Source organism: Gordonia sp. (in: high G+C Gram-positive bacteria) (assembly GCF_052106715.1).
Taxonomy (GTDB): Bacteria; Actinomycetota; Actinomycetes; order Mycobacteriales; family Mycobacteriaceae; genus Gordonia.
This window is the reverse complement of record NZ_JBQEDL010000002.1, coordinates 87,038-110,413: the sequence shown is the minus strand read 5'-3', so window position 1 is coordinate 110,413 and position 23,376 is coordinate 87,038. Positions and strand designations below refer to the sequence as shown.

Sequence of the window (23,376 nt, the reverse complement as noted above, 5' to 3'; positions counted from 1 at the left end):
GTCCCCAGTATCCCGGTGGTCCCCAGTATCCCGGTGGTCCCCAGTATCCCGGTGGTCCCCAGTATCCCGGTGGCCCGCAATTCCCCGGAGGTCAGCCTCAGTACGCAGGCGGAACCTTCTACCTCCGCACCTTCGACCAAGAGCAGGGGCCGTTCGACATCCCGACCCTTGCTCAGATGGCGAGCGCTCGCCAACTCAAGCCCGAGGACGGCGTTCGGTCGTCCACCGGCCAGCAGTACCAGCCGGCGTCGTCGCTGCCCGGCGTCTTCTCAGACAAGGAATGGATGACCGCACTGCTGCTGTCGCTGTTCCTCGGCGGCCTCGGCGTCGACCGGTTCTACCTCGGGTACTCCGGCCTCGGCGTAGCCAAGCTGCTCACGCTGGGTGGCTGTGGTATCTGGTCGCTCATCGACCTGGTTCTGATCGCGATGCGCAACGTCCCGGACTCGGACGGTCGAGCCCTGCGCTAAGTCATGGGGTACCGAATCGGAACGGTGCGCGTCGCCGAATCGACGATGTTGGCCTCCCTGGGTGCGGCAGCGGTCGTCGCGGCGGGGTGCGTTCCGGTGTCCGTGGTCGAGAACGGTCCGGTGATCTGTCCGTTCCGGCATCTCACCGGGCTGCCGTGCCCGGGCTGCGGTCTGACGCGTGCATTCGTCTACACGATGCACGGCGAGCTCACCGCAGCAGTGACGGCCCACGCGTTCGGCCCGTTCGTCGTCGCACTCGCCGTGGTGTCCGCAGTCGTCATGGTGGTGCGACGCGCACGCGGCTGTGGCCCTCCCGCTTTGGGACAGGCCGTAAAGCATCCCGTCGTCGTGCTCGCGGTCGGCGTGTGGATGGCGTATGCGATCGCTCGGATGTTCGTCACGGGGTGAGGCAGCCGCCGCCGTTCGCCTCGGACGTGGAAAGATGGGGACATGTTCGAATCCCTCTCTGACCGGTTGACTGGTGCGCTGAAGGACTTGCGCGGCAAAGGTCGACTGACCGACGCCGACATCGACGCGACCGCCCGGGAGATCCGGCTAGCACTGCTCGAGGCCGACGTGTCGCTGCCCGTCGTCCGCGCCTTCATCGCGCGGATCAAGGAGCGGGCGAAGGGTGCTGAAGTCTCTGCGGCACTGAACCCGGCACAACAGATCGTCAAGGTCGTCAACGAGGAGCTGGTGGGCATCCTCGGCGGCGAGACTCGCCGCATCCAGTTGGCGAAGACCCCGCCGACGGTGATCATGCTCGCGGGCCTGCAGGGCGCCGGTAAGACGACGCTCGCGGGCAAGCTGGCGCATTGGCTCGCCGATCAGGGCCACACCCCGCTGCTCGTCGCATGTGACCTGCAGCGGCCCGGCGCCGTTCAGCAGTTGCAGATCGTCGGCGAGCGCGCGGGTGTCCCCGTCTTCGCGCCGCACGCGGGCACTTCCGTCGGCGGCGAGGGAGACCTCGGAGTCGACGGCTCGCAGGCGGCCGTCGCCGTCGCACAGGCCGGGCTCGACGAGGCACGATCACGGCACCACGACGTCGTCATCATCGACACGGCGGGCCGGCTCGGCATCGACGCCGAACTGATGAAGCAGGCGTCGGACATCCGCGACGCGACGAACCCTGACGAAGTGCTCTTCGTCCTCGACGCGATGATCGGTCAGGATGCGGTCGCGACAGCGCAGGCGTTCGCCGAGGGCGTCGACTTCACAGGCGTGGTCCTGACGAAGCTCGACGGCGATGCTCGCGGGGGCGCCGCGCTCTCGGTGCGCGAGATCACCGGCCGACCGATCATGTTCGCGTCGACCGGTGAGAAGCTCGAAGACTTCGACGTCTTCCACCCGGACCGCATGGCGAGTCGCATCCTTGGCATGGGCGACGTCCTGTCCCTGATCGAACAGGCCGAACAGCACTTCGACGAAGCCGACGCCCAGCGCACTGCGGAGAAGATCAGCCAAGGCGAACTGACCCTGGACGACTTCCTGCAGCAGATGCTGATGATCCGCAAGATGGGACCGATCGGGAACCTTCTCGGCATGCTCCCGGGTGCGGGCGACATGAAGGATGCTCTGTCGCAGGTCGACGACAAGCAGCTCGACAAGATCCAGGCGATCATCCGCGGCATGACTCCCGAAGAGCGTGCGAACCCGAAGATCATCAACGCGTCACGTCGCATCCGTATCGCCAAAGGATCGGGCGTCACGGTCAGCGATATCAACCAGCTCGTCGACCGCTTCTTCTCGGCCCGCAAGATGATGTCGCAGATGTCCGGACGGATGGGCATGGGCGGCAACCAGCGCAAGAACAACCGCAAGGGCAAGAAGGGTAAGAAGGGGAAAGGCAAGGGTCGCGGACCGACGCCCCCGAAGGGGATGCGCGGCGGCGGATTCCCGGGGATGCCGCCCGGGATGGGCCTGCCTGCGGGCATGGACCTGTCGAACATGCCGCCTGGACTCGACCAGTTGCCTCCCGGACTGGAAGGCATCGACCTCGACGAACTGAAGTTCCCGAAGAAATAGGAGTCTGAGCAGTGCCGCAGCGCTTCGCGGGCACCGATCCGTTCACCGGCCGACCACTGGAGTTCTGGGTCGCCGACGGCGTGATCTCGATGACCGAGATCGCTGGTGCGCAGACCGCCGTCGACGGCGGCTGGATCGTTCCCGGTCTCGTCGACGCCCACAATCACGTGGGGATCGCTCCGGGGCTAGGCGTGACCATCGACCAGGCGCGCGGGCTGGCCTACCGGGACGTGCGTGCAGGGACGCTACTGATCCGCGAAGTCGGATCGCCGGTCGACACCCACCCGCTCGACCTCGACCCCCGCTGTCCGCAGTTCCTGCGTGCCGGCATGCACATCGCGCGCCCGAAACGATACCTACGCAACTACGGCGTCGAACTCGATGATCCCGACTCGCTCGCCGACGAGGTGGCGACACAAGCGAAGGCGGGTGACGGGTGGGTCAAACTCGTCGGGGACTGGATCGATCGCAGCGTAGGCGATCTGAGTCCGCTGTGGACTCGCAGACAGCTCGAGGCCGCCGTGGCGGCCGCCCACGAGAACGGCGCCCGCATCACCGCGCACGTCTTCGGGTCCGACGCGCTGCCCGACATCATCGGAGCGGGCTTCGACTCCATTGAGCACGGCAGCGGACTCGACGAAGACCTCATCGACGAGATGGTGCGACGCGACATCGCGCTGGTGCCCACGCTCATCCAGTTGGACACCTTCCCGGAGATCGCCGACGGTGCCGACAAATACCCGGTCTATCAAGCGAACATGAGGTCCCTGCACGCGCGCGGTCGCGATGTGATCGGGAAGGCGCGTGAGGCGGGCGTGCGAATCTACGCGGGCACCGATGCCGGTGGCACCATCGAGCACGGCCGGATCGTCGATGAGATCGACGCGTTGACCAGGATCGGGCTCTCGGCCTCGGCATCCGTGGCCGCGGCCTCCACCGCGCCTCGCAAGTGGTTGGGGGTCGCAGGTATCGAGGAGGGTGCGCGCGCCGACTTCCTGGTGCTTGACGCGGACCCCGGGCAGGACCTGTCCACCCTTCGTCGACCCGTCCACATCGTGTGCTCGGGCGAGAAGGTCGCGTAGCGAGGTCAGGACACGATCTGGGCGACGCCGATCGCCAAGAGCAGCACGGTGACCAACCAGCCCGACCAGCGGGTGACTTGATCGCGGTTGGTCCGTGCACGGGCGAACACGCGCCCGATCCACGAGTGCGGTCGGGCGCGGACCACAACCAGGGCGAGCCCGGCGAGCAGTGGAAGGCTCAACGCGGCGGTCGCATACAGGAACAGACCTAGATACCGATGCAGCGTGTCGACGTCGCTGGCCGACAGCACGGCCAGTCCCGCATAGAACGGGACAGAGGTCGCCGACTGGATGACACCGAGGGTGAATCCGACCAGCACGGTCAACGGCGAAGGGCTTCGCAGAGGCGTGAGGATCCGATCCACCAGCTCCGACGAGTCGCCGCCGCGCCACGTGAGGACCGCGGTCAGCACGGCCGTCAAGATCAGCAGAATGCCGAACAGCGGCGACGAGATCACCGCGTCGACGATCGATTGCAGTCCATCGAAGGCCACCAGGACGACCAGGGCCAAAACGAGGACGCCGAGCCAGTCGCCGAGCAACAGCAGGGGAGAGATCCGTCGGTACTGACCGGGTGCGGCCATGATCGCGAGGGCGACGAGGACACCGATCAGCAGGACGTTGATCGAGTCGACGAATGCGAACGACAAGGCGTGCAGCATAGGCTCGTAGGTCTCCGGATCTTTGTGCGGCACCCTATGTCGAAGCACCGATGTTCGGTGCAACGCTACCGGGAGCGGTCGGCGAGGCGGGATTCGCGCATGTGAGAGCCGAGTCGGCGACGTTCACGCCGCGTCGTGAGGACGATCCGGTTTGGGTACGAGCCCCGACTCTGGCAGAATTCAACGCTGGTTCGTCGGAACCGGCCACGGCCGACCGACGGTCACCCCGTAAGAGATCGCAAAACCGGGCTCGTCGACAATCGTCGGGTCGCTGAATTGCGCTGTGACACAAGGAGACGCCTACATGGCTGTCAAGATCAAGCTGACCCGACTGGGCAAGATTCGCAACCCCCAGTACCGCATCGTCGTCGCCGACGCGCGTACCCGCCGCAACGGCCGCGTCATCGAGACCATCGGCAAGTACCAGCCGAAGGAAGAGCCGTCGCTGATCGAGGTCGACTCGGAGCGCGCTCAGTACTGGCTGAGCGTCGGCGCACAGCCGACCGAACCCGTCGCCGCGATCCTCAAGGTGACCGGTGACTGGCAGAAGCACAAGGGTCTCCCGGGCGCCGAGGGCACGCTCAAGACCGCCGCCGAGAAGACGTCGAAGCTCGACCTGTTCAACGCCGCGCTCGCCGCAGCCGAGAACGAGCCCGCTGCCGCGGCCACCACCGCGAAGAAGAAGGCGAAGAAGGCCGAGGAGAAGGCCGACGACGCAGCCGCCGAGGCGCCCGCTGAAGAGAAGGCCACTGAAGAGAAGGCCACCGAAGAGACGTCCGGCGAGGACAAGGCACAGGCGTGAGCACTGTCGTCGCTGACGCGGTAGAGCATCTGGTTCGCGGAATCGTCGCGAACCCCGATGACGTTCGCGTGGATTTGATCACCGGTCGTCGTGGCCGGATGGTCGAGGTTCATGTGAGCCCCGAAGACCTCGGCAAAGTGATCGGCCGCAACGGCCGCACCGCGACCGCGCTGCGCACCCTCGTCACCGGAATCGGCGGACGCGGGATGCGTGTCGACATCGTCGACACCGATCGCTGACGAGACTGTTCGATGGATCTGGTCGTCGGTCGCGTCGTCAAGACGCACGGTGTTCGCGGAGAGATCGTCGTCGACGTTCGCACCGACGACCCGCAGACCCGGTTCGCCGTCGGCGCGCGCCTGATTGGGCGTGCTGCCAAAGGCGCTGGATCGACTGAATACACGGTGACAGCCGCCCGGAATCATTCCGGGCGGCTGTTGCTGTCGTTGCAGGGGGTCTCTGACCGCACCGCAGCCGATGCGCTGCGCGGTACGTTGTTCGTCGTCGATGCGGCGGACGTCGACTCAGGAGACGATCCGGACGAGTTCTACGATCATGAACTCGAAGGCGCCAGGGTGGTGACCGTCGACGGTGTCGACGTGGGCGTCCTCGAATCAATTCTTCACCTGCCGGGCGGTGACGTCCTCTCCGTCCGCACCGCCGATCAGCGGGAAGTACTCGTGCCCTTCGTCCGCGCGATGGTGCCGTCAGTTGCTCCCGACCGGATCGAGATCGATCCACCCGACGGCCTCCTCGACCTCGACGCGGCAGTCTCGGAACGGGACTGACCGCGTGCGGATCGACGTCGTCACGATCTTCCCCGAATACCTGGAGCCGCTGAAGGCTGCGCTGTTGGGTAAGGCCGTCGATGCCGGACTCCTCGAGTTCGGTGTCCACGACCTGCGGCAGTGGACGTACGACGTGCACCACAGCGTCGATGACGCCCCGTACGGCGGCGGGCCCGGAATGGTGATGAAACCGCAGGTATGGGGTGAGGCGCTGGATGCGGTGTGCCCGGACAACGCGCTGCTCGTGGTCCCGACGCCTGCCGGGCGACCGTTCACCCAGGAGACCGCGCAGCGGTGGAGTGCCCAGGACCATCTCGTCTTCGCTTGCGGACGGTACGAGGGTATCGACCAGCGAGTATTCGACGACGCCGCGCGCCGCGTCTGCGTCGAAGAGGTGTCGCTCGGTGATTTCGTCCTCATCGGTGGGGAAGTCGCGGTCCTCGCGATGGTCGAGGCCACAACGCGGCTGATCCCCGGTGTCATCGGGAACCCACAGTCGCACCAGGACGACTCGTTCTCCGACGGTCTTCTTGAAGGACCGAGTTACACGCGTCCGAAGCGCTGGCGCGACCTCGAAGTACCGTCGGTCCTGCTGTCGGGCGACCACGGCAAGGTGGCCCAGTGGCGGCGCGAGCAGTCGCTGGTACGCACGAGGGAACGTCGACCCGACCTACTACCTGACGAGTAGCGCACTTGACCGCAGTGGTGACCCTCAGCGGGAGAATCGTCGGGGTGTCATGGAACCGAAGCCGGGTGCGATGCGTCTGACCTGATGTGGGCACCGTGTGGACCGACATCGAGCAGACTCTCGCGCGCATCGACTCCATGGATGCCGGTGCGGCGGCAGGCGACGCCGCCGAGATCCGTCGCATCGTTGCCGCAGCCAAAGCCGTCGGCGAGCGGCTCGCCACCGTGTTCGCGTCGCCGAGTGTGCTCTCGGGCACCGCGGCGGACGCATCGACAGTGAGCGGGGTGGCGCTCGGGACGCACGTGCAGACCTCGGTCACAGGCTTGGAGACCGGAGCGGGTGCGCTCGATGCAGCGGCGGGCGCTCTGACGGCGAGCATCGCGCAGCGTGAGCGGATCGCCAGCCTCACCGGCGCGACCCGCACGCCCGAGATACGGATCGCTGCGCAGTCGGCTGTGCACGCCATGATGGCGGGCAGCTACAACATTCCGATGTCGTCGAGCACCGCCGGGATCGCCGATCAGGGCACTCCGAATCCAAGATCCACACGCGTAGGCGGGCCGGACACGACGTCCGACCCGACGTCAGCAGCCGGTACGACGAGTACGGCATCGGGAACGAGTACTTTCCAGACGTCGGGTGAGAGCCCGTTGAATGATTCCGGGACCACTGCATTCGGCGCACCCGGTCCGGAGCAGGCCGGGCGGCAGCCAGCGGCGAGTCCGTCGACTGCGCCCGCGTCTCGGGTCGAACCCGTGCCGAACTCGGGGCAGGCGCCGTCTCGCACGGCCACCGGCGGGACGGGACCGGGGCCGACGGCATCAGGCCCGACGGGATCAGGCCCGACGGGATCAGGCCCGGGAGGGCCCGCCCCGTCGGGCGCCGTGGCCGGTACATCTGCCCGCACGGTCTCGGCCACGCCGCGAGGCGAAGTAGGGCTCTCGCTCACCACGCCGCGTACGCCGGGCACGATCGTGGCCGGAGTGCCGATACCCGCGCTCGGTGCGACGCCGTCTCCATCGGTGGCGCCCGGAACCGCTCAGTCCCAGGTGGTGGGAACACCCCGACCGAGCATCTCCGGGGCGTCCGCGGCAGCGCAGTCGTCGGCCGCGACTGCGGCATCGGCGGCGTCGCGGGCCTCGGCGGGCGCGAGTCCAGCGATGGGGCCGGGCGCGGTGCGCCGAAAGGACGACGAGGAACGCACCGGTGTCGACTATCTCCGCTCGGCGAGGGAGGGCGAACTGATTCTCGGCACGGCCCCGCTGGTCAGCCCGGCCGTCCTGCCGCCGCCCGTCGAGCAGGAGGACGTCGCTCTCGTGATGGCGGACGGTGCGGCCGACGGAAGCGTTCGCGGTGAGGTGGACCAGAAACTCGACCCCACCCTGTGACCCGGGGCCGACGACGTGCAATGGCGACGATTTCGTCTGCGGGCGGTCTTCTGGCAGAATGTACCAGGCTGCCTGTGCCGACCTGTCTGTCGTGCTCAGCGCACGAAGACCAATGATTCGGGCACGAACCGGTCGAACCCGCTGCAGGCCTCCTGCGAGCAGGGCCGCCAGGTTCCTCTGTCCAGCCGAACGAAACGGATCCAGACATGAACACCCTCGACTTCCTCGACAAGCAGTCGCTGCGCGACGACGTCCCCGAATTCGCCGCCGGCGACACCCTTGACGTGCACGTCAAGGTCATTGAGGGCTCCAAGGAGCGCGTCCAGGTGTTCAAGGGTGTTGTGATCCGTCGCCAGGGCGGCGGCGTGCGTGAGACCTTCACCGTTCGCAAGGTCTCGTTCGGTGTCGGCGTGGAGCGCACCTTTCCGGTGCACAGCCCGAACATCGCCAAGATCGACGTCCTGACCCGCGGCGACGTGCGTCGCGCCAAGCTGTACTACCTGCGCGACCTGCGCGGCAAGGCTGCCAAGATCAAAGAGAAGCGCTGATCCCACGCGCTTGGAGAAAGACCCCGACTCTGCCCTCGCAGTGGTCGGGGTCTTTCTCTGTCTCACAGGTGGAGCCGCTAGGCTGTCCGAGTGAATGACAGCACCGACGACGAGCCGAAGTTCGTGATCAAAGACGGCGATGCCGCAGACGACGAAGCGAAGTCGTCGGGGTTCGGCAAGATCGTCAAGGAGATCGTGATCGTCGTCGCGATCGTCCTGGTCTTGATGTTCGTATTCACACAGTTCCTGTTCCGCCAGTACGTCGTGCCATCGGAGTCGATGGAGTCGACGCTCCACGGGTGTTACGGATGCAGCAACGACCACATCGTGATCGACAAGATGGCCTACCGGTTCGGTGAGCCGCAGCCCGGCGATGTCGTCGTGTTCAAGGCTCCGTCGGAGTCGTGGGACGGGACCTGGCAGTCGCCGCGATCGTCCAATCCGGTGGTCCACAAGATCCAGGACGTCCTGTCGTGGGTCGCGCTGTCACCGCCCGACGAGAACAATCTCGTGAAGCGTGTGGTCGCGACCGGTGGTCAGAAGGTCGAGTGCCACAACGCCGACGGCAAGGGCGTCACCGTCAACGGGAAGCCGCTCGACGAGCCGTACATCGACAAGAGCCTGCAGGCCGACACCACCACGTCCACCGAAGGCGTCCTCGGCGGCGGGTCCTGCTACGGCGACGACTTCGGGCCGGTCACGGTTCCCGACGGCAACGTGTGGGTCATGGGCGATAACCGGTCGAGTTCCGCCGACTCCCGCTTCCACCAGGAAGACCAGTACCACGGCACGGTGCCGGTCGACGACATCCGCGGCAAGGTCCGCTTCATCCTGTTCCCGTTCTCGCGGATCGGCGGCGTGGGCGACCACGACCCGCAGAGCTGATCCACGCGATAACCGTCCGATCCCAGAGACCCACTCGCCAGATGACCTCACGCACGATGACTCGTTCTGATCGTTGGCCGCCACGTTCGCCGGTCCGTAAGGCCGCGTCGCTGCGAACGCTCGAGTTCACTCTTGCGCGGCACCGGCTGGGACCGGTGGCGGGCGTCGACGAGGCCGGGCGTGGGGCGTGCGCGGGCCCGCTGGTGGTCGCGGCATGCGTGCTCGGCCCGACACAACTCAAATCGCTCGCCGACCTCGACGACTCCAAACGACTCTCCGAGGCGACCCGCGAGCGGTTGTTCGACGCGGTGCACCGGCACGCTGTCAGCCACAGCGTCGTTGTGGTGCCCGCCGCCGAAGTCGACCGGATCGGCGTGCACGTGGCGAACATCGAGGGGATGCGGCGTGCCGTCGCGGGTCTGGACGTGCGCCCCGGTTACGTGCTGTCCGACGGGTTCCAGGTTCCGGGTCTGCCCGCACCGTCGCTCCCGGTGATCGGCGGAGACGCGACAGCCGCGTGCATCGCCGCCGCGTCCGTCCTGGCGAAGGTGACACGTGACCGAATCATGGTCGGCCTCGACGAGGTGGTTCCTGGCTATGATTTCGCAGTTCACAAGGGGTACAGCACGGCCAACCACATGTCGCGACTCGACGCGCTCGGTCCGTCGATCGAGCACCGGCTCTCGTATCGAAACGTCCGCGATAGGCTTGCACGATGAGCGCTGAAGATCTCGAGAAGTACGAAGCCGAGATGGAGCTGTCGCTGTACAAGGAGTACAAGGACATCGTCGGTCAGTTCACCTACGTCGTGGAGACCGAACGTCGCTTCTACCTCGCGAACGGCGTCGATCTCATCCCGCGCAGCAATGACGGTGAAGTGTACTTCGAGATCCACATGACCGACGCGTGGGTGTGGGACATGTACCGCCCGGCCCGATTCGTCAAACAGGTGCGCGTGGTGACTTTCAAGGACGTCAACGTCGAAGAACTCGAGCGTGCGGAACTGCGGCTACCTGACGAGCCGTGACCGCCCCTCTGGCCGATGTGTCCGGCAGCGTCCGATTCGGCGGGGCGTGCGTCGGCCCAGGTGAATCTGTGGACAGCCGCTGCGTTCTCCACAGATAGGCGGATCCGCTCGAAACCGGGTGTTGCACGTCCGTGGCGTCGGCCATTGTGTGTGCATGGGGGACACGACGAAGCGCCCGGACCGGCGCAGACAAATCGGTCGGCTGGGCGAAGACGTTGCTGCCGAGTACATCGCAGGCCTCGGCTGGGAGGTCCTGGACCGTAACTGGCGGACTCGGTACGGCGAACTCGATCTGCTCGCCGCCGACGGATCAACGCTCGTGATCGTCGAGGTGAAGGCACGGGCGAGTCGGACGTTCAGCGACCCGGTCGCGGCGGTCACCCCGCATAAATTGCGGACTATGCGCCTGGTCGCCCGACAGTGGCTGTCCGAACAAGATCGGTACTGGCCGGTGATCCGGTTCGACGTCGTATCGATCCGACTCGATCTAGCCGATCCCGAAGACCTCGAACGTGCGACGTTGGTACACCACGCCGACGTCATCGAGTGAGTACGCGACCATGAGCGGCTTGGGGCGGGTCCACTCGGTGGGTCTCAACGCGTTCGCCGCCGACGTCATCGAGATCCAAGCTAACCTCAGCAACGGGCTCCCCGGATTCACCATCAGCGGGAGCGCCGATACGTCGCTGCGCGAAGCGAAGGATCGGGTGCGTGCGGCGATCGGCAACAGCGGCGCCAAGTTCCCGGAGAAGAAGATCGTCGTCGCGCTGGCTCCGGCAAACCTTCCGAAGTCCGGTGCGGGCTTTGACCTACCGATGGCGATCGCCGTGCTGATCGCCACCGGTCAGGCTCAGACCACGCTTCTCGGTGAGACCGTCCTGATCGGCGAACTGGCTCTCGACGGACGAGTACGTCCGGTCCGCGGCGTTCTCCCGTTGCTCCTCGGGGCCCGCGATGCGGGATTCCGGCGCGCAGTGGTTCCGATTGGGAACGTGCGCGAGGCGACTCTTGTCGACGGACTCGACATCGGTGGAGCCGACTCGCTGTCCGACGTCGTCGCATGGCTCGCAGGGGATCGGGCTCTCGACACGGTGGCCCACGACGCGGAGGGGCCCGCGCCTGCGCCGGTTCCGGATATGACCGACGTCGTCGGGCAGCCCGCGGCTCGGCACGCACTCGAAGTCGCCGCTGCAGGGGCACATCACGTTCTCATGACGGGCCCGCCGGGAATCGGGAAGACGATGCTCGCCTGTCGGCTGCCGGGCATTCTTCCGCCGCTAGGCCACGACGAGTCGCTCGAAGTGACGGCGATCCATTCGGTGGCCGGGATGCTGCCGGCCCACCGTCCGCTCATCGAGACACCGCCGTTCATCGCACCGCACCACAGCGCGAGCATCACCTCGATGCTCGGCGGCGGGACGGGGATGGCCAGACCAGGCGCTGTGTCGCGGGCCCACCGCGGAGTGCTGTTCCTCGACGAGTGCGCGGAGATGGGTGCGAAGGTCCTCGACTCGCTACGGCAGCCACTCGAAGACGGGGTGGTCCGCGTGTCCCGCCGCGATGGTACGGCGTCATATCCGGCGCGATTTCAGCTGGTCCTGGCAGCGAATCCGTGCCCGTGCGCGCCCGCCAACGACGTCGACTGCGTATGCACGTCCATCGTCCGACGCCGGTACCTGGGGAAGCTGTCCGGGCCGTTGATGGATCGGATCGACATCCGGGTCCAGATGGAACCACCGGGAAACACCGCGTTGATGACCGAGCAGGGGGAGTCGACGGCGGTCGTCGCGGCGCGAGTGGCACAGGCGCGCGGCGCAGCGCGCGAGAGGTGGGTCGAGCACGGATGGCTGACCAACTCCGAAGTGCCTGGCAGCGCCCTGCGGCGGCGGTATCGCCTTGCGCCCGAAGCGATGCGGCCCATCGAAGCCTTCCTCGGGCAGGGCCGGATCACCGCACGCGGTGCCGATCGCGCACTGCGTCTTTCGTGGACACTCGCCGACCTGCGCGGTAGCGAACGCCCAGACACCGACGACGTCACGCAAGCTTTGATGTACCGAGATCGGGGGATCGGACGATGACCGAGATGAACGACGCCGAACGTAAGGCGTGGGCATACCTCGCGGCAGTCGCCGAGCCGCCGTCGGCTTCGGTCATCGCGCTCGTATCGGCGGTCGGGGCCGTCGACGCAGCCGCGGCCGTACGTGACCGGAAGGCTCCCGCAGGGCACCTCGCCGCGCTCGCCGCGACCGAAGCCCGCTACGCGAGGGACACGTCCGACCACGACCTCGACACGGCGGATCGGATCGGCGCGCGACTCGTGACTCCCGATGACGAGGAATGGCCGGGCTGGTCGTTGTCGGTCCTGGATCGTGCGTCGACGGCCGCCCGCGGCGGTGGCCCGCTCGCGCTGTGGGTGCGAGGTCCCCGAACGTTGGCGTCGACGAGCGACACGGCCGTCGCTCTCGTGGGTTCGCGAGCTGCGTCCTCGTACGGCGAATACGTCGCAGGGCAACTCGCCGCGGGGTTGGTCGGCCAGGGGAGAGCCGTCGTATCCGGCGGAGCGTACGGGATCGACGGGGCCGCGCACCGCGGTTCGTTGGCCGCCGGTGGTCTCACCGTCGCGGTGCTCGCATGCGGGATCGACCGTGACTATCCGACCGGCCACGCTCGACTCCTGCACGAGATCGCGGCACGCGGTCTGATCGTGTCCGAGTACGCGCCCGGCACGACTGCGGCCAAGCACCGGTTCCTCACTCGCAACAGACTCGTGGCCGCCCTGTCCGGTGCGACGGTCGTCGTGGAAGCGGGACGGCGGTCCGGAGCGGCCAACACCGCAGCGTGGGCCACTCGACTCGGCAGACCGTTGGGCGCGGTACCCGGAGCGGTTACGAGTGCGACGTCGGTCGGGGCGCACGCGATGATCGCCGACGGTCAGGCGACGCTGGTGGCCGACGTCGACGGTATCGCATCGCTGGTCGCGCCCGACGGTGAGGACGCACGCGGCACAGCACCGGCCCGCGACACCGACGGGCTGCCGACCGACCAGTTCCGAGTCGTCGAGGCGCTGCCCGCGCACGAGTCGATGTCCATCGACGAGATCTCTTTCAGCGCAGGAATTGCCGTCGACGCGGTGCGTCGTGCGCTCGCTGCTCTTGATGTCGTGGGTCTGGTCGACGAAGACGGCGGGCTGTGGCGGTTGCGGCGGTGACGGCCATCCCGCGCCGCGACCGACTCACCGCCGGTGCTCCCACTCGACGAACCGGGTGGACTTCCGATTCGGATGCTCGGGGTCGTACCGGATCCAGTGCTTGCTGCCCACGAAGGGTTTGTGCGCGCGAGTCATCGCCTTGTGCTTGCGATCGACGCCATGGGAGTCGGTGAAGCAGAGCGTGACGACGTAATCGTTGTGGACGTTGCTGCCCGTCGATCGGCTGACCGCGATCACCTTGGCCCGTGCGCGGGGGCCGGTGAGTGCGACGCTGCGGACGCGCTCGGCACGACGACGCCGCCACCCGACCAGAACGTCGATCATCCCTGCCCCTCTCATCTGTGGCCTTCACCGCACGGTGAACGTCGTCGTCGACGGCTCGGTCGGTGTGCACAGCGGCGGGCGATCGTCGCGCGCCGCGTTCGGCGGCGTCGCGAGCACAGCTGAGATCCGGTATACGCCTCGCTCGGTGATCGGCCATGTGGTCCGCATTAACGTACCGTCCTCCCCGATTCGATGGCTCTCGATTGCAGGCGGACCGGTGGCCGTCTGCACGTCCAGTGCGAGCCGGTCGCCTGCCGCCAACGCGGTGAGGGAGGCTCGGACGGCGTCGATCGGGGGCGCGAAGGTGGGAATCGATCGGGACGACGAAGCGACGTCCGTCCCGTCACGTGTCACCGACGTGACGATCGCGCTGCCGATACCGTGCTCGGGCACCGCACACGGAGAGTCGGAGTCGTTGCGCACCGTCACGGTCAGCCGAGGGACTGCACCGACGGCGCCGCGGTCGGGCGAGGATCGCAGTTCGACACTCACGCCCGCGGGAGCGCCGTCGTCGACTGAACACGCGGCGATCGTGACGGCGCACAGGGCGGCCGCCGCCCCGACCACTCGGGTCCGCGTTATCGACGCTCTCGCACCAGGCATAGTGAGAGTTGTACACCGCCACCGCGCGGCCCGACCAGACGCGTGTGAGCGCAATTCGTTAGGATTGCCTAAGAAGGAGGTGCTCCGCAATGGCGAAGCGACAGAACACTATGACGGTGCTACGCAGCGAGGAGCTGACGACGCACATGCGTCGGATCTGGTTCGGCGATCCGGGATTCGACGACTTCCAGGCGACCGATGACACCGACATGTACGTCAAGTTGCAGTTCGCGCAGCCGGGCCGCGACGAGCCGGTGCTGCGTACCTACACGGTGCGGTCACACGACCCGGTGGCGCGCGAGATCGCCGTCGACTTCGTCGTCCACGGCGACGAAGGGATCGCCGGGCCGTGGGCGGCACGCGTACAGCCGGGCGAGACGATCTCCTTCTTCGGTCCGGGCGGCGGTTACCGTCCCGACCCGGCAGCCCCGTGGCATCTGTTGGTCTGCGACGAGGCCGGCCTGCCCGCTGTGGCCGCGGCCCTCGCGACACTGCCGTCCGACGCCGTCGCGAAAGTCTTCATCGAGGTAGCCGGACCCGAGGACGAGATCGAGCTGTCCGCCCCGGACGGCGCCGAGATCACCTGGATCCACCGCGGATACGGATCGGACGACGCGCCTGATGAGGTCGCGGGCGACAATGCGCCGATCGTCGCCGCGGTGAAGGCCGCCGAGTGGCTCGACGGCGAGCCGCACGTATTCATCCACGGCGAGGCTCAGGCCGTCATGAAGAATCTCCGCCCGTACGTTCGCAAGGAACGCGGCGTGAGCAAGGGGCGCGCCTCGATTTCCGGGTACTGGCGGCGCGGGCGGACCGAGGACGGATTCCGCCAGTGGAAGGCTGACCAGAAGTCCGTGATCGAGGCGGACGAAGCGGCCTGGTCGAACGCCTGAGGACTGCTCCCACGATCTCGGCCGCCGCTGGCCTACTCTGGGCGTCATGGCTGACGTCCTAGGCGCATTCGCCGATCACCTGCGCCACGAGAAGGCGCGCAGTGAGCACACGGTGCGCGCGTACGTCGGTGATGTGCGCGGACTGATCAGTTTCGCGGGGGCCCGCGGAGTCGAACTCACCGACGTCGACCTCGCGCTCCTTCGTGCATGGCTCGCCGAACACACTCGGCGGGGTGCGGCCAGAACGTCGATCGCACGGCGTGTGTCGTCGGCGAAGACGTTCTGCGCGTGGGCCGTCCGCGAACAGATCGTCGAGACCGATGTGGCCGCGCGACTGCAGGCGCCGAAGTCGCATCGAGTCCTTCCGCACGTCCTCGATCCGGAGTCGGCGGCCGCAGCGGTCGACGCTGCGGCCGATTCCGATCCCGCTCATCGCGAGCCGGTAGATCCCGTCGCCATCCGCAACCGGCTGATCGTCGAACTCCTCTACTCGTGCGGCATCCGGGTCGGCGAGCTATGCGGGCTGGACCTCGGTGACGTCGATTCCGGTCGGCGCGTGGTCCGCGTGATCGGTAAGGGAGACAAGCAGCGGTCGGTACCGTTCGGCAGGCCCGCCGAGAAGGCGCTCACCGCGTGGCTGCGCACGGGTCGACCGGCGTTGGCCACGGCGGAGTCCGGTGAGGCGCTGCTCGTCGGAGTCAAAGGGCGCAGGCTGGACCAACGGATGGCGCGCAGCGTGGTCCACCGCGCCACCGACGACGGAGACGGCTCCTCGGTCGGTCCGCACGGGCTGCGACACAGTGCGGCCACGCACCTGTTGGAGGGCGGAGCGGACCTTCGCGTCGTCCAGGAACTCCTCGGTCATTCGTCGTTGGCGACGACGCAGCTCTACACACACGTCAGCGTGGAGCGACTGCGGGCCGTGCACGACCAGGCGCATCCGCGGGCGTGAGCGGTTTCAACCGGACGTGCAGCACACCGAGCAACCCGAGCGGGTCGAGGTAGACGGCTTCGTGCCCGCGCCCGCGTCGAGCGCCCCAGTGCAGGCACGCCGATGCCTGGCACCCGTCGTGTCCGGCGACGAGCAGCCCGATCACCTCGCCGCGTCCGACGTGGTCTCCGCGCTTCACCCGGGCGAGCACAGGTTCGTACGTGGTGAGGATGCCGTCGGCATGCATCACCGAGACCGTAGGTCGGCCTGCGACGCGCCCTGCGAAGTTCACCGTGCCCGCTCGCGCCGCGAGGACGGCGACGTCGGCGCCGGCTGCCAGGTCCACACCGCGGTGACCGCCCTGCCACCGTTGCGCCGGTGGGTCGAAAGGCCGGACGACCTGAGGTCGCGGTGTCAACGGCCAGTCGTAAGCGGAGCCGGGCGTCGACGTTGCAATGGACCCGAACGGCAGGGCGGACAGAAGGCACGCGACGGTCAGGATCCACGCGAAAGCGAGACGGCGTATTCCGGCAATGGGACGGAGCGATCTCATACAAGGTAGGACGCGCCGGGTCCTTCCGCGGTTCCCCGACTCGCCGCACCTACTGCGAACTGCACTGATTTGCCTGGTCGCGCCGCGTCGGAGTAGTCTTTCCGACGCACTCGGGTATGCCCTGGGTGACTTCGCGCGTCCGCGCGGATCTCTCGCGAAAGCAAGAGGTCCATCGGTCGTCCTGCGCGGTCCTGAGCTGTGAAATCGGTTCGGGTGCAGGCGATTGCGGGCGCCAGGGTCCGAACCCGGCTTGGGGGAGGACGGCAAACTGCAAGAGAGGACACATTCATGGCTGTCGTAACCATGAAGCAGCTGCTGGACAGCGGCGCACACTTCGGTCACCAGACCCGTCGGTGGAATCCGAAGATGAAGCGCTTCATCTTCACTGACCGCAACGGCATCTACATCATCGACCTGCAGCAGACGCTGTCGTACATCGACCGTGCCTACGAGTTCGTCAAGGAGACCGTCGCTCACGGTGGCACCATCCTGTTTGTCGGCACCAAGAAGCAGGCGCAGGAGTCGATCGCCGCAGAGGCGACTCGCGTCGGCATGCCGTACGTGAACCAGCGTTGGCTCGGTGGCATGCTCACCAACTTCCAGACCGTGCACAAGCGCCTTCAGCGTATGAAGGAGCTTGAGGCCATGGAGCAGACCGGTGGCTTCGAGGGTCGCACCAAGAAGGAAATCCTCATGCTCACGCGTGAGAAGAACAAGCTCGTCCGCACCCTCGGCGGCATTCGCGACATGGCCAAGGTTCCCTCGGCCGTGTGGGTTGTCGACACCAACAAGGAGCACATCGCCGTCGGTGAGGCGCGCAAGCTGAACATCCCGGTCATCGCGATTCTCGACACCAACTGCGACCCCGATGTCGTCGACTACCCGATCCCGGCCAACGACGACGCCATCCGTAGCGCGGCTCTGTTGACCCGCGTCATCGCCTCGGCCGTCGCCGAGGGCGTGCAGGCGCGTGCAGGCCAGGGTTCGGGCGACGCGAAGCCCGAGGCAGGCGCCGAGCCGCTCGCCGAGTGGGAGCAGGATCTGCTCGCCGAGGCTTCCGCTCCGGCCGAGACGCCCGCCGCGCAGGCTGCTCCGGCCGAGGCTGCTGCGGCTTCGGCCGACGCTCCGGCCGCTCCTGCCGCAGAATAGTCAGTGGCCGCATAGTCAGTGGCCGCATAGGCGCTGCCGGTAGATGTATCGCGGGCAGCGACTATGCGGCGGGCCGACTAGTCACACCGAAGAATCCTAAGAAGGAGGATCGCCTCATATGGCGAACTACACCGCGGCGGACGTCAAGCGTCTGCGCGAAATGACCGGTTCGGGCATGCTCGACTGCAAGAACGCACTGGCCAACAACGACGGTGACTTCGACAAGGCCGTCGAAGAGCTGCGCATCAAGGGCGCTAAGGACGTCGGCAAGCGCGCGGAGCGCTCCACCGCCGAGGGTCTTGTCGCCGCGCGTGACGGCGTCATGGTCGAGCTGAACAGCGAGACCGACTTCGTCGCCAAGAACGACGAGTTCCAGAAGCTCGCCGACGATGTCCTCAGTGCTGCAGTCGAACTGCGGACCAATGACGTCGCCGAGTTGTCGGCAGCCAAGCTCGGCGACGGCACTGTCGCTGAGGCCGTCGAAGCTCTGTCGGCCAAGATCGGCGAGAAGCTGGTCCTGCAGCGCGTCGCATCGTACGACGGCCCCGTCGCCGTCTACCTGCACAAGCGTGCATCGGACCTGCCGCCGTCGGTCGGTGTCCTGGTCTCGTACACCGGTGAGGGCGACACCGCCGCGGAGGCCGCTCGCGGCGCCGCCATGCAGGTCGCAGCGCTGAAGGCGAAGTACACCAGCCGCGAAGAGGTCCCCGCGGACATCGTCGAGGGCGAGCGCCGTATCGCCGAGGAGACCGCGAAGGCCGAAGGCAAGCCCGAGCAGGCGCTGCCGAAGATCGTCGAAGGTCGCGTCAACGGTTTCTTCAAGGACGTCGTCCTCGTGGACCAGCCGTCGGTCACCGACTCGAAGAAGACCGTCAAGGCGATCCTCGACGAGGCGGGAGCCGCCGTCGTCGCGTTCAGCCGCTTCGAGGTCGGACAGGCCTGATCAGGTCTGGTCGCTGACCGTTTCAAACACGGCGAGAGCCCGGCACCCCTTGGACGGGGTGGCGGGCTCTCGCCGTTCTCACCGGTTGATGTGCTCGAATGCCGTGGTCAGCTCCTCGAATGCCTCGACCCAGCCGCCGTACATGCTGTGCTCATCCCCACGGTCGTCTGCGATGCCCTGCACGTGGAATCGCATATCGCACGTTCCGTCGGCGCGTTCGCTGAGTTCCACCGTGATCAGCGGCGGATCCTCGTCAACGGTTTCGGCGGTTGGCGACGCGGAGTCGGCGCCCCACGTGAACTGCAGCAGCTCCGGCTCAGCGATCTTCGTGTAAGTCCCGACTGTCGGATACTCGGTTCCGTCGGGGATCACCATCGTGTATCCGTACGAGCCGCCTTCGCGGAGGTCGATGTGCAGTGAGCCGTCTTTGACGGCGACGTCGTGTGGATGCCACCAGAGCACGGCGACGCTCGGGTCGGTCCACGCCTCCCAGACGCGTCGGCGTGAGGCGTTGAATCGGTAGTCGATGGTGAACTGCTTCTCAGTGTCGGTGTCGGCGTTCATGTTCTCTACTCCTTCTCCCTTGTGTCACCGGTAGTCGGTTGTGTCACCGGTGGTCGGTGCTTCCGTAGTGGCCTGCTCGGGGCCGGTCGTCGGACTCTCGAGGGCTTCGAGCGTCGCTTCGAGTCGGGCGAACCGTTCGAGCCAGATGCCTCGATGCTTGGCGACCCACGCCTGCGCGTGCGTGAGCGGTTCCTCGCGCATCTCGCAGGTGCGCCAGCGGCCATGTCTGGTGCGGACGATGAGCCCGGCGTGCTCGAGCACATTCAGATGCTGCGTAACTGCGGGTCGGCTCATCGCCAGTGGTTCGGCGATGACGGACACCGTCGCCGGTCCGCGGGCGAGGCGCTCGAGGATCTGACGCCTGGTCGGGTCGCCGAGGGCTTGGAAGGTTGCGCTCAGCGGATCTATCCCGTCCATGCGTAAGCAACTCCTTAAGTAAGCAATTACTTAACTATGGCAGGTGGCACGGCACGCGTCAATCCTCCGGCTGCGCCGACACCCGGTTCGCGGCCGGTCGGCGTAATCGACGAGCCTTCTTCTAAGATGAGTGGGATCGGTTTCGGCGGCGCTGGATGCTGCCGGGACCATGACGTCGAGGTGGAAGAGGATTGATGACTGCTCAGTCTCCGGCCGGTGCGCCAAACGGCGGCTACCGACGAGTGCTTCTCAAGCTCGGTGGTGAGATGTTCGGAGGCGGCAGGGTCGGTCTCGACCCGGACGTCGTGGCGGCTGTCGCCGACCAGATCGCCGAGGTCGTGGCCGACGGCGTGCAGGTCGGCATCGTCATCGGCGGTGGCAACTTCTTCCGGGGTGCCGAGTTGCAGCAGCGCGGTCTCGACCGTGCCCGGTCGGACTACATGGGAATGCTTGGGACTGTGATGAACTGCCTTGCGCTGCAAGACTTCTTGGAGAAGCGCGGCATCATCACCCGAGTGCAGTCGGCGATCACGATGGGCCAGGTGGCCGAGCCGTACCTCCCGTTGCGAGCCGTGCGGCATCTGGAGAAGGGACGCGTGGTGATCTTCGGTGCGGGCATGGGTATGCCGTACTTCTCCACCGATACGACCGCGGCCCAGCGTGCACTCGAGATCAAGGCAGAGGTCGTCATGCTCGCGAAGGGTGTGGACGGGGTCTATTCCGACGATCCGCGCACCAACCCGAACGCCGAACTCTTCCACGAGACCACCCATCGCGAGGTGATCGAGAAGGAACTCAAGGTGGCCGACGCGACGGCGTTCAGCCTCTGTATGGACAACAACATGCCGCTCCTCGTGTTCAACCTCCTCGAACGGGGCAATATCGCACGCGCGGTCGCGGGCGAGACGATCGGGACGCTCGTCAGTACCGAACCGACCGCCTAGAAACTCTTCTCAACAAGATTAAGGACATCGACATGATCGACGAAGCTCTGCTCGACGCCGAGGAGAAGATGGAGAAGGCCGTCAACGTCGCACGTGACGACATGGCATCCATCCGGACCGGCCGCGCCAACCCGGCGATGTTCAACAGGATCGTCGTCGACTACTACGGTGCGATGACCCCGATCACGCAGGTCGCGGGCATCAACACGCCCGAGCCCCGCTTGGTCGTGATCAAGCCGTACGAGGCGTCGTTGATGCGTGATATCGAGACCGCGATCCGCAACTCCGACCTCGGAGTCAACCCGACGAACGACGGCAACGTCATCCGCGTCGCGATCCCGCAGCTCACCGAAGAGCGTCGCAGGGACCTTGGTAAGCAAGCGCGCGGCAAGGGAGAGGACGCGAAGGTCTCCATCCGCAACGTACGACGCAAAGCCGTTGACGAGCTCAAACGCATCCAGAAGGACGGCGAGGCCGGCGAGGACGAGGTCTCCCGAGCGGAGAAGGAACTCGACAAGACCACGCATACGTACACGGATGCTGTCGACGAGCTCGTGAAGAACAAGGAAGCCGAGCTACTCGAGGTATGACGACCCCGACGACGTCCAAGGCCGGCCGCAACCTCCCCGCGGCGATCGCGGTGGGGGCCGGCCTCGGCGCCGTACTGATCGCGGTCCTGGTGTTGGTGCCGATGGCCTGGTACGGCATCGTCTCCGTCGCCTTGGGCGTCGCGACGTGGGAGGTCTGCAAACGTCTGCATGACGGCGACTACGGGGTGCCGGTCTGGCCACTCCTCGTCGGTGGACAGGTCACCATCTGGGTCTCGTGGCCGTGGGGGATCGAGGCGTCGTTCGTCGCGTTCGCGGCGACCGTGCTCGTTCTGATGGTGTGGAAACTGTTCGCCCAGGGGCTGTCGAACGCTCCGCAGAACTACGTCCGCGACGTCTCGCTGTCTGTCCTGGTGTTGGCCTGGCTGCCGATGCTGGCGACGTTCGGCGCCGAGATGGTGGCGCAGGACCAGGGCAACTTCCGGGTGCTCACGCTCCTGATCGTGGTGGTCTGCTCGGACGTCGGGGGCTACGCGGCAGGCGTCCTGCTCGGAAAGCATCCGATGGCTCCCGCGATCAGCCCGAAGAAATCGTGGGAAGGGTTCGTCGGCTCACTCGTCGTCGGGACGGTCGGCGCGGTGTTGTGCGCGCTGTTCTTACTCGACACCGACTGGTGGGTTGGAGTCGCGCTCGGGCCGCTGATGGTGATCGTCGCGACCACGGGAGACCTCGTCGAGTCGCAGGTCAAGCGCGACCTCGGCATCAAGGACATGGGCACGCTGCTCCCGGGCCACGGCGGCATCATGGATCGCCTCGACTCGTTGCTCCCGTCGGCGCTTGTCACCTGGGCGGTGCTGACGGTCCTCATGTGATCGTGCGCGCAGCCCACCCCGCGCGAGGCGGGGCATGTGCGTGCGCCGTGCGAGAATGGCGGTATGACGTCTCTGCCGCTGGTCTTCGACGCGCCCAAACGCGGGCGTCCGCCCACTCATTTCGCCGATCTCGACGAAGCCGGGCGAATCAAAGCGGTGACCGATCTGGGGTTTCCTAAGTTCCGCGCGAATCAACTCGCGAAACAGTACTACGGTCGGCTGACCGGCGACGTAGCCGAGATGACCGACGTTCCAGCGGCCAAGCGCGAGGAAGTCGGGCGAGCACTGTTCCCGACTCTCATGACGCCCGTGCGGCACGAGCAGGTCGACGACGGCAGCACCCGCAAGACGCTGTGGCGGCTACACGACGGGACGCTCTTGGAGTCGGTCCTCATGCGCTACACCGACCGGGACACGCTGTGCATCTCGTCGCAGGCCGGCTGCGGCATGGCCTGTCCGTTCTGCGCCACCGGACAGGGCGGGCTGGACCGCAACCTGTCGACGGCGGAGATCGTCGACCAGGTGCGCGCCGCGGCCAAGGCAGTTCGCGACGGCGACATGGGTAAGCCGGGACGACTGTCCAACGTCGTGTTCATGGGTATGGGTGAGCCGCTCGCGAACTACAGGCGAGTGGTGGACGCTGTTCGCAAGATCACCCGGCCCGCCCCGGACGGGTTCGGCATCTCGGCGCGTCACGTCACGGTGTCGACCGTCGGCCTGGCGCCTGCGATCCGACGGCTGGCCGACGAGGGGCTGGCCGTGACACTGGCGGTCTCCCTGCACACACCAGACGACGAACTCCGCGACACGTTGGTGCCGGTCAACAATCGGTGGTCGGTGACCGAGGTGCTCGACGCCGCCCGCTACTACGCCGACCAGACGGGTCGTCGCGTCTCGATCGAGTACGCGCTGATCCGAGACGTCAACGATCAGCCGTGGCGCGCCGACCTGCTCGGTGAGAAGCTCCGGCACAAGCTCGGCGGGCTCGCGCATGTCAACGTCATCCCGCTCAACCCGACTCCGGGGTCCGAATGGGACGCGAGCCCGAAGCCGGTCGAGGCC

30 protein-coding genes are annotated in these 23,376 nt (G+C 66.8%); 24 read left to right on the top strand and 6 right to left on the bottom strand.

From position 1 onward, the window contains the following. The 4 genes from ACTIMF_RS01500 to ACTIMF_RS01485 all read left to right on the top strand — a co-directional run. Positions 1 to 470: NINE protein (locus ACTIMF_RS01500; protein ID WP_442348499.1), on the top strand; the 470-nt coding region annotated here is incomplete at its 5' end. A gap of 3 nt (positions 471 to 473) precedes the next feature. Next, positions 474 to 878, top strand: a complete 405-nt coding sequence (locus tag ACTIMF_RS01495; RefSeq protein WP_442348498.1) for a DUF2752 domain-containing protein — start codon at positions 474 to 476, stop codon at positions 876 to 878. Between the two features lie 42 nt (positions 879 to 920). After that, positions 921 to 2,495, top strand: a complete 1,575-nt coding sequence (ffh, locus tag ACTIMF_RS01490; RefSeq protein ID WP_442348497.1) for a signal recognition particle protein — start codon at positions 921 to 923, stop codon at positions 2,493 to 2,495. Positions 2,496 to 2,506: 11 nt separating this feature from the next. After that, positions 2,507 to 3,577, top strand: coding sequence for an amidohydrolase family protein (locus tag ACTIMF_RS01485; RefSeq protein WP_442348496.1), 1,071 nt, complete (start codon positions 2,507 to 2,509; stop codon positions 3,575 to 3,577). A 5-nt stretch (positions 3,578 to 3,582) separates the two neighbouring features. Here ACTIMF_RS01485 and ACTIMF_RS01480 read toward each other — a convergent pair whose 3' ends face one another. Then, on the bottom strand, positions 3,583 to 4,239 hold the full coding sequence (locus ACTIMF_RS01480) for a hypothetical protein (protein WP_442348495.1): 657 nt from the start codon (positions 4,237 to 4,239) through the stop codon (positions 3,583 to 3,585). Between the two features lie 304 nt (positions 4,240 to 4,543). Between ACTIMF_RS01480 and rpsP the strand changes: the two genes are divergently transcribed. From rpsP to dprA, 12 genes are all read left to right on the top strand, one after another. Further along, a complete protein-coding gene (rpsP, locus tag ACTIMF_RS01475; RefSeq protein WP_442348494.1) occupies positions 4,544 to 5,041 on the top strand; it encodes a 30S ribosomal protein S16 in 498 nt (165 codons plus the stop codon). Further along, positions 5,038 to 5,280, top strand: coding sequence for an RNA-binding protein (locus ACTIMF_RS01470; RefSeq protein ID WP_237009830.1), 243 nt, complete (start codon positions 5,038 to 5,040; stop codon positions 5,278 to 5,280). The genes rpsP and ACTIMF_RS01470 overlap by 4 nt, the downstream gene beginning before the upstream one ends. A 12-nt stretch (positions 5,281 to 5,292) precedes the next feature. Continuing rightward, positions 5,293 to 5,829 carry a ribosome maturation factor RimM gene (rimM, locus tag ACTIMF_RS01465; protein WP_442348493.1) on the top strand — a complete coding sequence of 179 codons (537 nt, stop codon included), beginning with the start codon at positions 5,293 to 5,295 and terminating at the stop codon, positions 5,827 to 5,829. Between the two features lie 4 nt (positions 5,830 to 5,833). Then, positions 5,834 to 6,517 (top strand): tRNA (guanosine(37)-N1)-methyltransferase TrmD, encoded by a 684-nt coding sequence (gene trmD / locus ACTIMF_RS01460; RefSeq protein ID WP_442348492.1) that lies wholly within the window; start codon positions 5,834 to 5,836, stop codon positions 6,515 to 6,517. A gap of 95 nt (positions 6,518 to 6,612) precedes the next feature. Beyond that, positions 6,613 to 7,905 (top strand): hypothetical protein, encoded by a 1,293-nt coding sequence (locus ACTIMF_RS01455; protein WP_442348491.1) that lies wholly within the window; start codon positions 6,613 to 6,615, stop codon positions 7,903 to 7,905. Positions 7,906 to 8,111: 206 nt separating this feature from the next. Further along, positions 8,112 to 8,453, top strand: coding sequence for a 50S ribosomal protein L19 (rplS, locus tag ACTIMF_RS01450; protein ID WP_442348490.1), 342 nt, complete (start codon positions 8,112 to 8,114; stop codon positions 8,451 to 8,453). 90 nt (positions 8,454 to 8,543) lie between these two features. Beyond that, a complete protein-coding gene (gene lepB, locus ACTIMF_RS01445) occupies positions 8,544 to 9,338 on the top strand; it encodes a signal peptidase I (protein ID WP_442348489.1) in 795 nt (264 codons plus the stop codon). Between the two features lie 56 nt (positions 9,339 to 9,394). Then, positions 9,395 to 10,057, top strand: a complete 663-nt coding sequence (locus tag ACTIMF_RS01440) for a ribonuclease HII (RefSeq protein ID WP_442348488.1) — start codon at positions 9,395 to 9,397, stop codon at positions 10,055 to 10,057. Beyond that, positions 10,054 to 10,365 (top strand): DUF2469 domain-containing protein, encoded by a 312-nt coding sequence (locus tag ACTIMF_RS01435; protein ID WP_237009835.1) that lies wholly within the window; start codon positions 10,054 to 10,056, stop codon positions 10,363 to 10,365. The genes ACTIMF_RS01440 and ACTIMF_RS01435 overlap by 4 nt, the downstream gene beginning before the upstream one ends. A 154-nt stretch (positions 10,366 to 10,519) precedes the next feature. Further along, entirely contained in the window at positions 10,520 to 10,915 is a 396-nt protein-coding gene (locus ACTIMF_RS01430) for a YraN family protein (protein WP_442348487.1), read from the top strand. Positions 10,916 to 10,925: 10 nt separating this feature from the next. Beyond that, on the top strand, positions 10,926 to 12,443 hold the full coding sequence (locus ACTIMF_RS01425; RefSeq protein ID WP_442348486.1) for a YifB family Mg chelatase-like AAA ATPase: 1,518 nt from the start codon (positions 10,926 to 10,928) through the stop codon (positions 12,441 to 12,443). Continuing rightward, positions 12,440 to 13,573 carry a DNA-processing protein DprA gene (gene dprA, locus ACTIMF_RS01420; RefSeq protein ID WP_442348485.1) on the top strand — a complete coding sequence of 378 codons (1,134 nt, stop codon included), beginning with the start codon at positions 12,440 to 12,442 and terminating at the stop codon, positions 13,571 to 13,573. The genes ACTIMF_RS01425 and dprA overlap by 4 nt, the downstream gene beginning before the upstream one ends. A 24-nt stretch (positions 13,574 to 13,597) precedes the next feature. On the opposite strand, the gene ACTIMF_RS01415 is transcribed toward dprA, so the two are convergent. Continuing rightward, positions 13,598 to 13,897 carry a DUF3592 domain-containing protein gene (locus ACTIMF_RS01415; RefSeq protein ID WP_442348484.1) on the bottom strand — a complete coding sequence of 100 codons (300 nt, stop codon included), beginning with the start codon at positions 13,895 to 13,897 and terminating at the stop codon, positions 13,598 to 13,600. Between the two features lie 24 nt (positions 13,898 to 13,921). Next, a complete protein-coding gene (locus ACTIMF_RS01410; RefSeq protein ID WP_442348483.1) occupies positions 13,922 to 14,500 on the bottom strand; it encodes a hypothetical protein in 579 nt (192 codons plus the stop codon). 89 nt (positions 14,501 to 14,589) lie between these two features. Here ACTIMF_RS01410 and ACTIMF_RS01405 point away from each other — a divergent pair, with 89 nt between their 5' ends. Beyond that, on the top strand, positions 14,590 to 15,393 hold the full coding sequence (locus ACTIMF_RS01405; RefSeq protein WP_442348482.1) for a siderophore-interacting protein: 804 nt from the start codon (positions 14,590 to 14,592) through the stop codon (positions 15,391 to 15,393). Between the two features lie 46 nt (positions 15,394 to 15,439). Further along, positions 15,440 to 16,345, top strand: a complete 906-nt coding sequence (locus ACTIMF_RS01400; RefSeq protein ID WP_442348481.1) for a tyrosine recombinase XerC — start codon at positions 15,440 to 15,442, stop codon at positions 16,343 to 16,345. Here the strand turns inward: ACTIMF_RS01400 and ACTIMF_RS01395 are convergent. Then, positions 16,293 to 16,877: a M23 family metallopeptidase gene (locus ACTIMF_RS01395; RefSeq protein ID WP_442348480.1), complete on the bottom strand. Its 585-nt coding sequence runs from the start codon at positions 16,875 to 16,877 to the stop codon at positions 16,293 to 16,295. The genes ACTIMF_RS01400 and ACTIMF_RS01395 overlap by 53 nt on opposite strands. Positions 16,878 to 17,165: 288 nt before the next feature. On the opposite strand from ACTIMF_RS01395, the gene rpsB reads away from it, so the two are divergent. Together rpsB and tsf are read left to right on the top strand one after the other, a co-directional pair. Further along, positions 17,166 to 18,026, top strand: a complete 861-nt coding sequence (rpsB, locus tag ACTIMF_RS01390) for a 30S ribosomal protein S2 (protein WP_442348479.1) — start codon at positions 17,166 to 17,168, stop codon at positions 18,024 to 18,026. A 118-nt stretch (positions 18,027 to 18,144) separates the two neighbouring features. Beyond that, a complete protein-coding gene (gene tsf / locus ACTIMF_RS01385; protein WP_442348478.1) occupies positions 18,145 to 18,969 on the top strand; it encodes a translation elongation factor Ts in 825 nt (274 codons plus the stop codon). A 78-nt stretch (positions 18,970 to 19,047) separates the two neighbouring features. Here the strand turns inward: tsf and ACTIMF_RS01380 are convergent, their stop codons facing one another. Continuing rightward, the gene (locus tag ACTIMF_RS01380) at positions 19,048 to 19,533 is read right to left on the bottom strand and encodes an SRPBCC family protein (RefSeq protein WP_442348477.1); all 486 of its coding nucleotides are present in this window, start codon (positions 19,531 to 19,533) and stop codon (positions 19,048 to 19,050) included. A gap of 24 nt (positions 19,534 to 19,557) precedes the next feature. After that, positions 19,558 to 19,950, bottom strand: a complete 393-nt coding sequence (locus ACTIMF_RS01375; RefSeq protein WP_442348476.1) for an ArsR/SmtB family transcription factor — start codon at positions 19,948 to 19,950, stop codon at positions 19,558 to 19,560. Positions 19,951 to 20,144: 194 nt separating this feature from the next. Between ACTIMF_RS01375 and pyrH the strand changes: the two genes are divergently transcribed. The 4 genes from pyrH to rlmN all read left to right on the top strand — a co-directional run. Further along, complete coding sequence (pyrH, locus tag ACTIMF_RS01370; protein WP_442348475.1) at positions 20,145 to 20,894, top strand: UMP kinase; 750 nt, start codon at positions 20,145 to 20,147, stop codon at positions 20,892 to 20,894. Positions 20,895 to 20,926: 32 nt separating this feature from the next. Then, the gene (gene frr / locus ACTIMF_RS01365) at positions 20,927 to 21,484 is read left to right on the top strand and encodes a ribosome recycling factor (RefSeq protein WP_442348474.1); all 558 of its coding nucleotides are present in this window, start codon (positions 20,927 to 20,929) and stop codon (positions 21,482 to 21,484) included. Then, on the top strand, positions 21,481 to 22,314 hold the full coding sequence (locus tag ACTIMF_RS01360) for a phosphatidate cytidylyltransferase (RefSeq protein WP_442348473.1): 834 nt from the start codon (positions 21,481 to 21,483) through the stop codon (positions 22,312 to 22,314). The genes frr and ACTIMF_RS01360 overlap by 4 nt, the downstream gene beginning before the upstream one ends. 63 nt (positions 22,315 to 22,377) lie before the next feature. Next, a partial coding sequence (gene rlmN / locus ACTIMF_RS01355; protein WP_442348472.1) for a 23S rRNA (adenine(2503)-C(2))-methyltransferase RlmN occupies positions 22,378 to 23,376 on the top strand: 999 nt, incomplete at its 3' end.

Coding starts and splice junctions, on each gene's coding strand:
- ACTIMF_RS01480 (WP_442348495.1), bottom strand. CDS start 4,239: ATGCTGCACGCCTTGTCGTTCGCATTCGTCGACTCGATCAACGTCCTG.
- ffh (WP_442348497.1), top strand. CDS start 921: ATGTTCGAATCCCTCTCTGACCGGTTGACTGGTGCGCTGAAGGACTTG.
- ACTIMF_RS01360 (WP_442348473.1), top strand. CDS start 21,481: ATGACGACCCCGACGACGTCCAAGGCCGGCCGCAACCTCCCCGCGGCG.
- ACTIMF_RS01415 (WP_442348484.1), bottom strand. CDS start 13,897: ATGATCGACGTTCTGGTCGGGTGGCGGCGTCGTCGTGCCGAGCGCGTC.
- rpsP (WP_442348494.1), top strand. CDS start 4,544: ATGGCTGTCAAGATCAAGCTGACCCGACTGGGCAAGATTCGCAACCCC.
- ACTIMF_RS01440 (WP_442348488.1), top strand. CDS start 9,395: ATGACTCGTTCTGATCGTTGGCCGCCACGTTCGCCGGTCCGTAAGGCC.
- rimM (WP_442348493.1), top strand. CDS start 5,293: ATGGATCTGGTCGTCGGTCGCGTCGTCAAGACGCACGGTGTTCGCGGA.
- ACTIMF_RS01405 (WP_442348482.1), top strand. CDS start 14,590: ATGGCGAAGCGACAGAACACTATGACGGTGCTACGCAGCGAGGAGCTG.
- ACTIMF_RS01410 (WP_442348483.1), bottom strand. CDS start 14,500: ATGCCTGGTGCGAGAGCGTCGATAACGCGGACCCGAGTGGTCGGGGCG.
- ACTIMF_RS01395 (WP_442348480.1), bottom strand. CDS start 16,877: ATGAGATCGCTCCGTCCCATTGCCGGAATACGCCGTCTCGCTTTCGCG.
- ACTIMF_RS01425 (WP_442348486.1), top strand. CDS start 10,926: ATGAGCGGCTTGGGGCGGGTCCACTCGGTGGGTCTCAACGCGTTCGCC.
- ACTIMF_RS01435 (WP_237009835.1), top strand. CDS start 10,054: ATGAGCGCTGAAGATCTCGAGAAGTACGAAGCCGAGATGGAGCTGTCG.
- frr (WP_442348474.1), top strand. CDS start 20,927: ATGATCGACGAAGCTCTGCTCGACGCCGAGGAGAAGATGGAGAAGGCC.
- ACTIMF_RS01400 (WP_442348481.1), top strand. CDS start 15,440: ATGGCTGACGTCCTAGGCGCATTCGCCGATCACCTGCGCCACGAGAAG.
- ACTIMF_RS01380 (WP_442348477.1), bottom strand. CDS start 19,533: ATGAACGCCGACACCGACACTGAGAAGCAGTTCACCATCGACTACCGA.
- dprA (WP_442348485.1), top strand. CDS start 12,440: ATGACCGAGATGAACGACGCCGAACGTAAGGCGTGGGCATACCTCGCG.
- ACTIMF_RS01495 (WP_442348498.1), top strand. CDS start 474: ATGGGGTACCGAATCGGAACGGTGCGCGTCGCCGAATCGACGATGTTG.
- ACTIMF_RS01375 (WP_442348476.1), bottom strand. CDS start 19,950: ATGGACGGGATAGATCCGCTGAGCGCAACCTTCCAAGCCCTCGGCGAC.
- ACTIMF_RS01430 (WP_442348487.1), top strand. CDS start 10,520: ATGGGGGACACGACGAAGCGCCCGGACCGGCGCAGACAAATCGGTCGG.
- rplS (WP_442348490.1), top strand. CDS start 8,112: ATGAACACCCTCGACTTCCTCGACAAGCAGTCGCTGCGCGACGACGTC.
- rpsB (WP_442348479.1), top strand. CDS start 17,166: ATGGCTGTCGTAACCATGAAGCAGCTGCTGGACAGCGGCGCACACTTC.
- tsf (WP_442348478.1), top strand. CDS start 18,145: ATGGCGAACTACACCGCGGCGGACGTCAAGCGTCTGCGCGAAATGACC.
- pyrH (WP_442348475.1), top strand. CDS start 20,145: ATGACTGCTCAGTCTCCGGCCGGTGCGCCAAACGGCGGCTACCGACGA.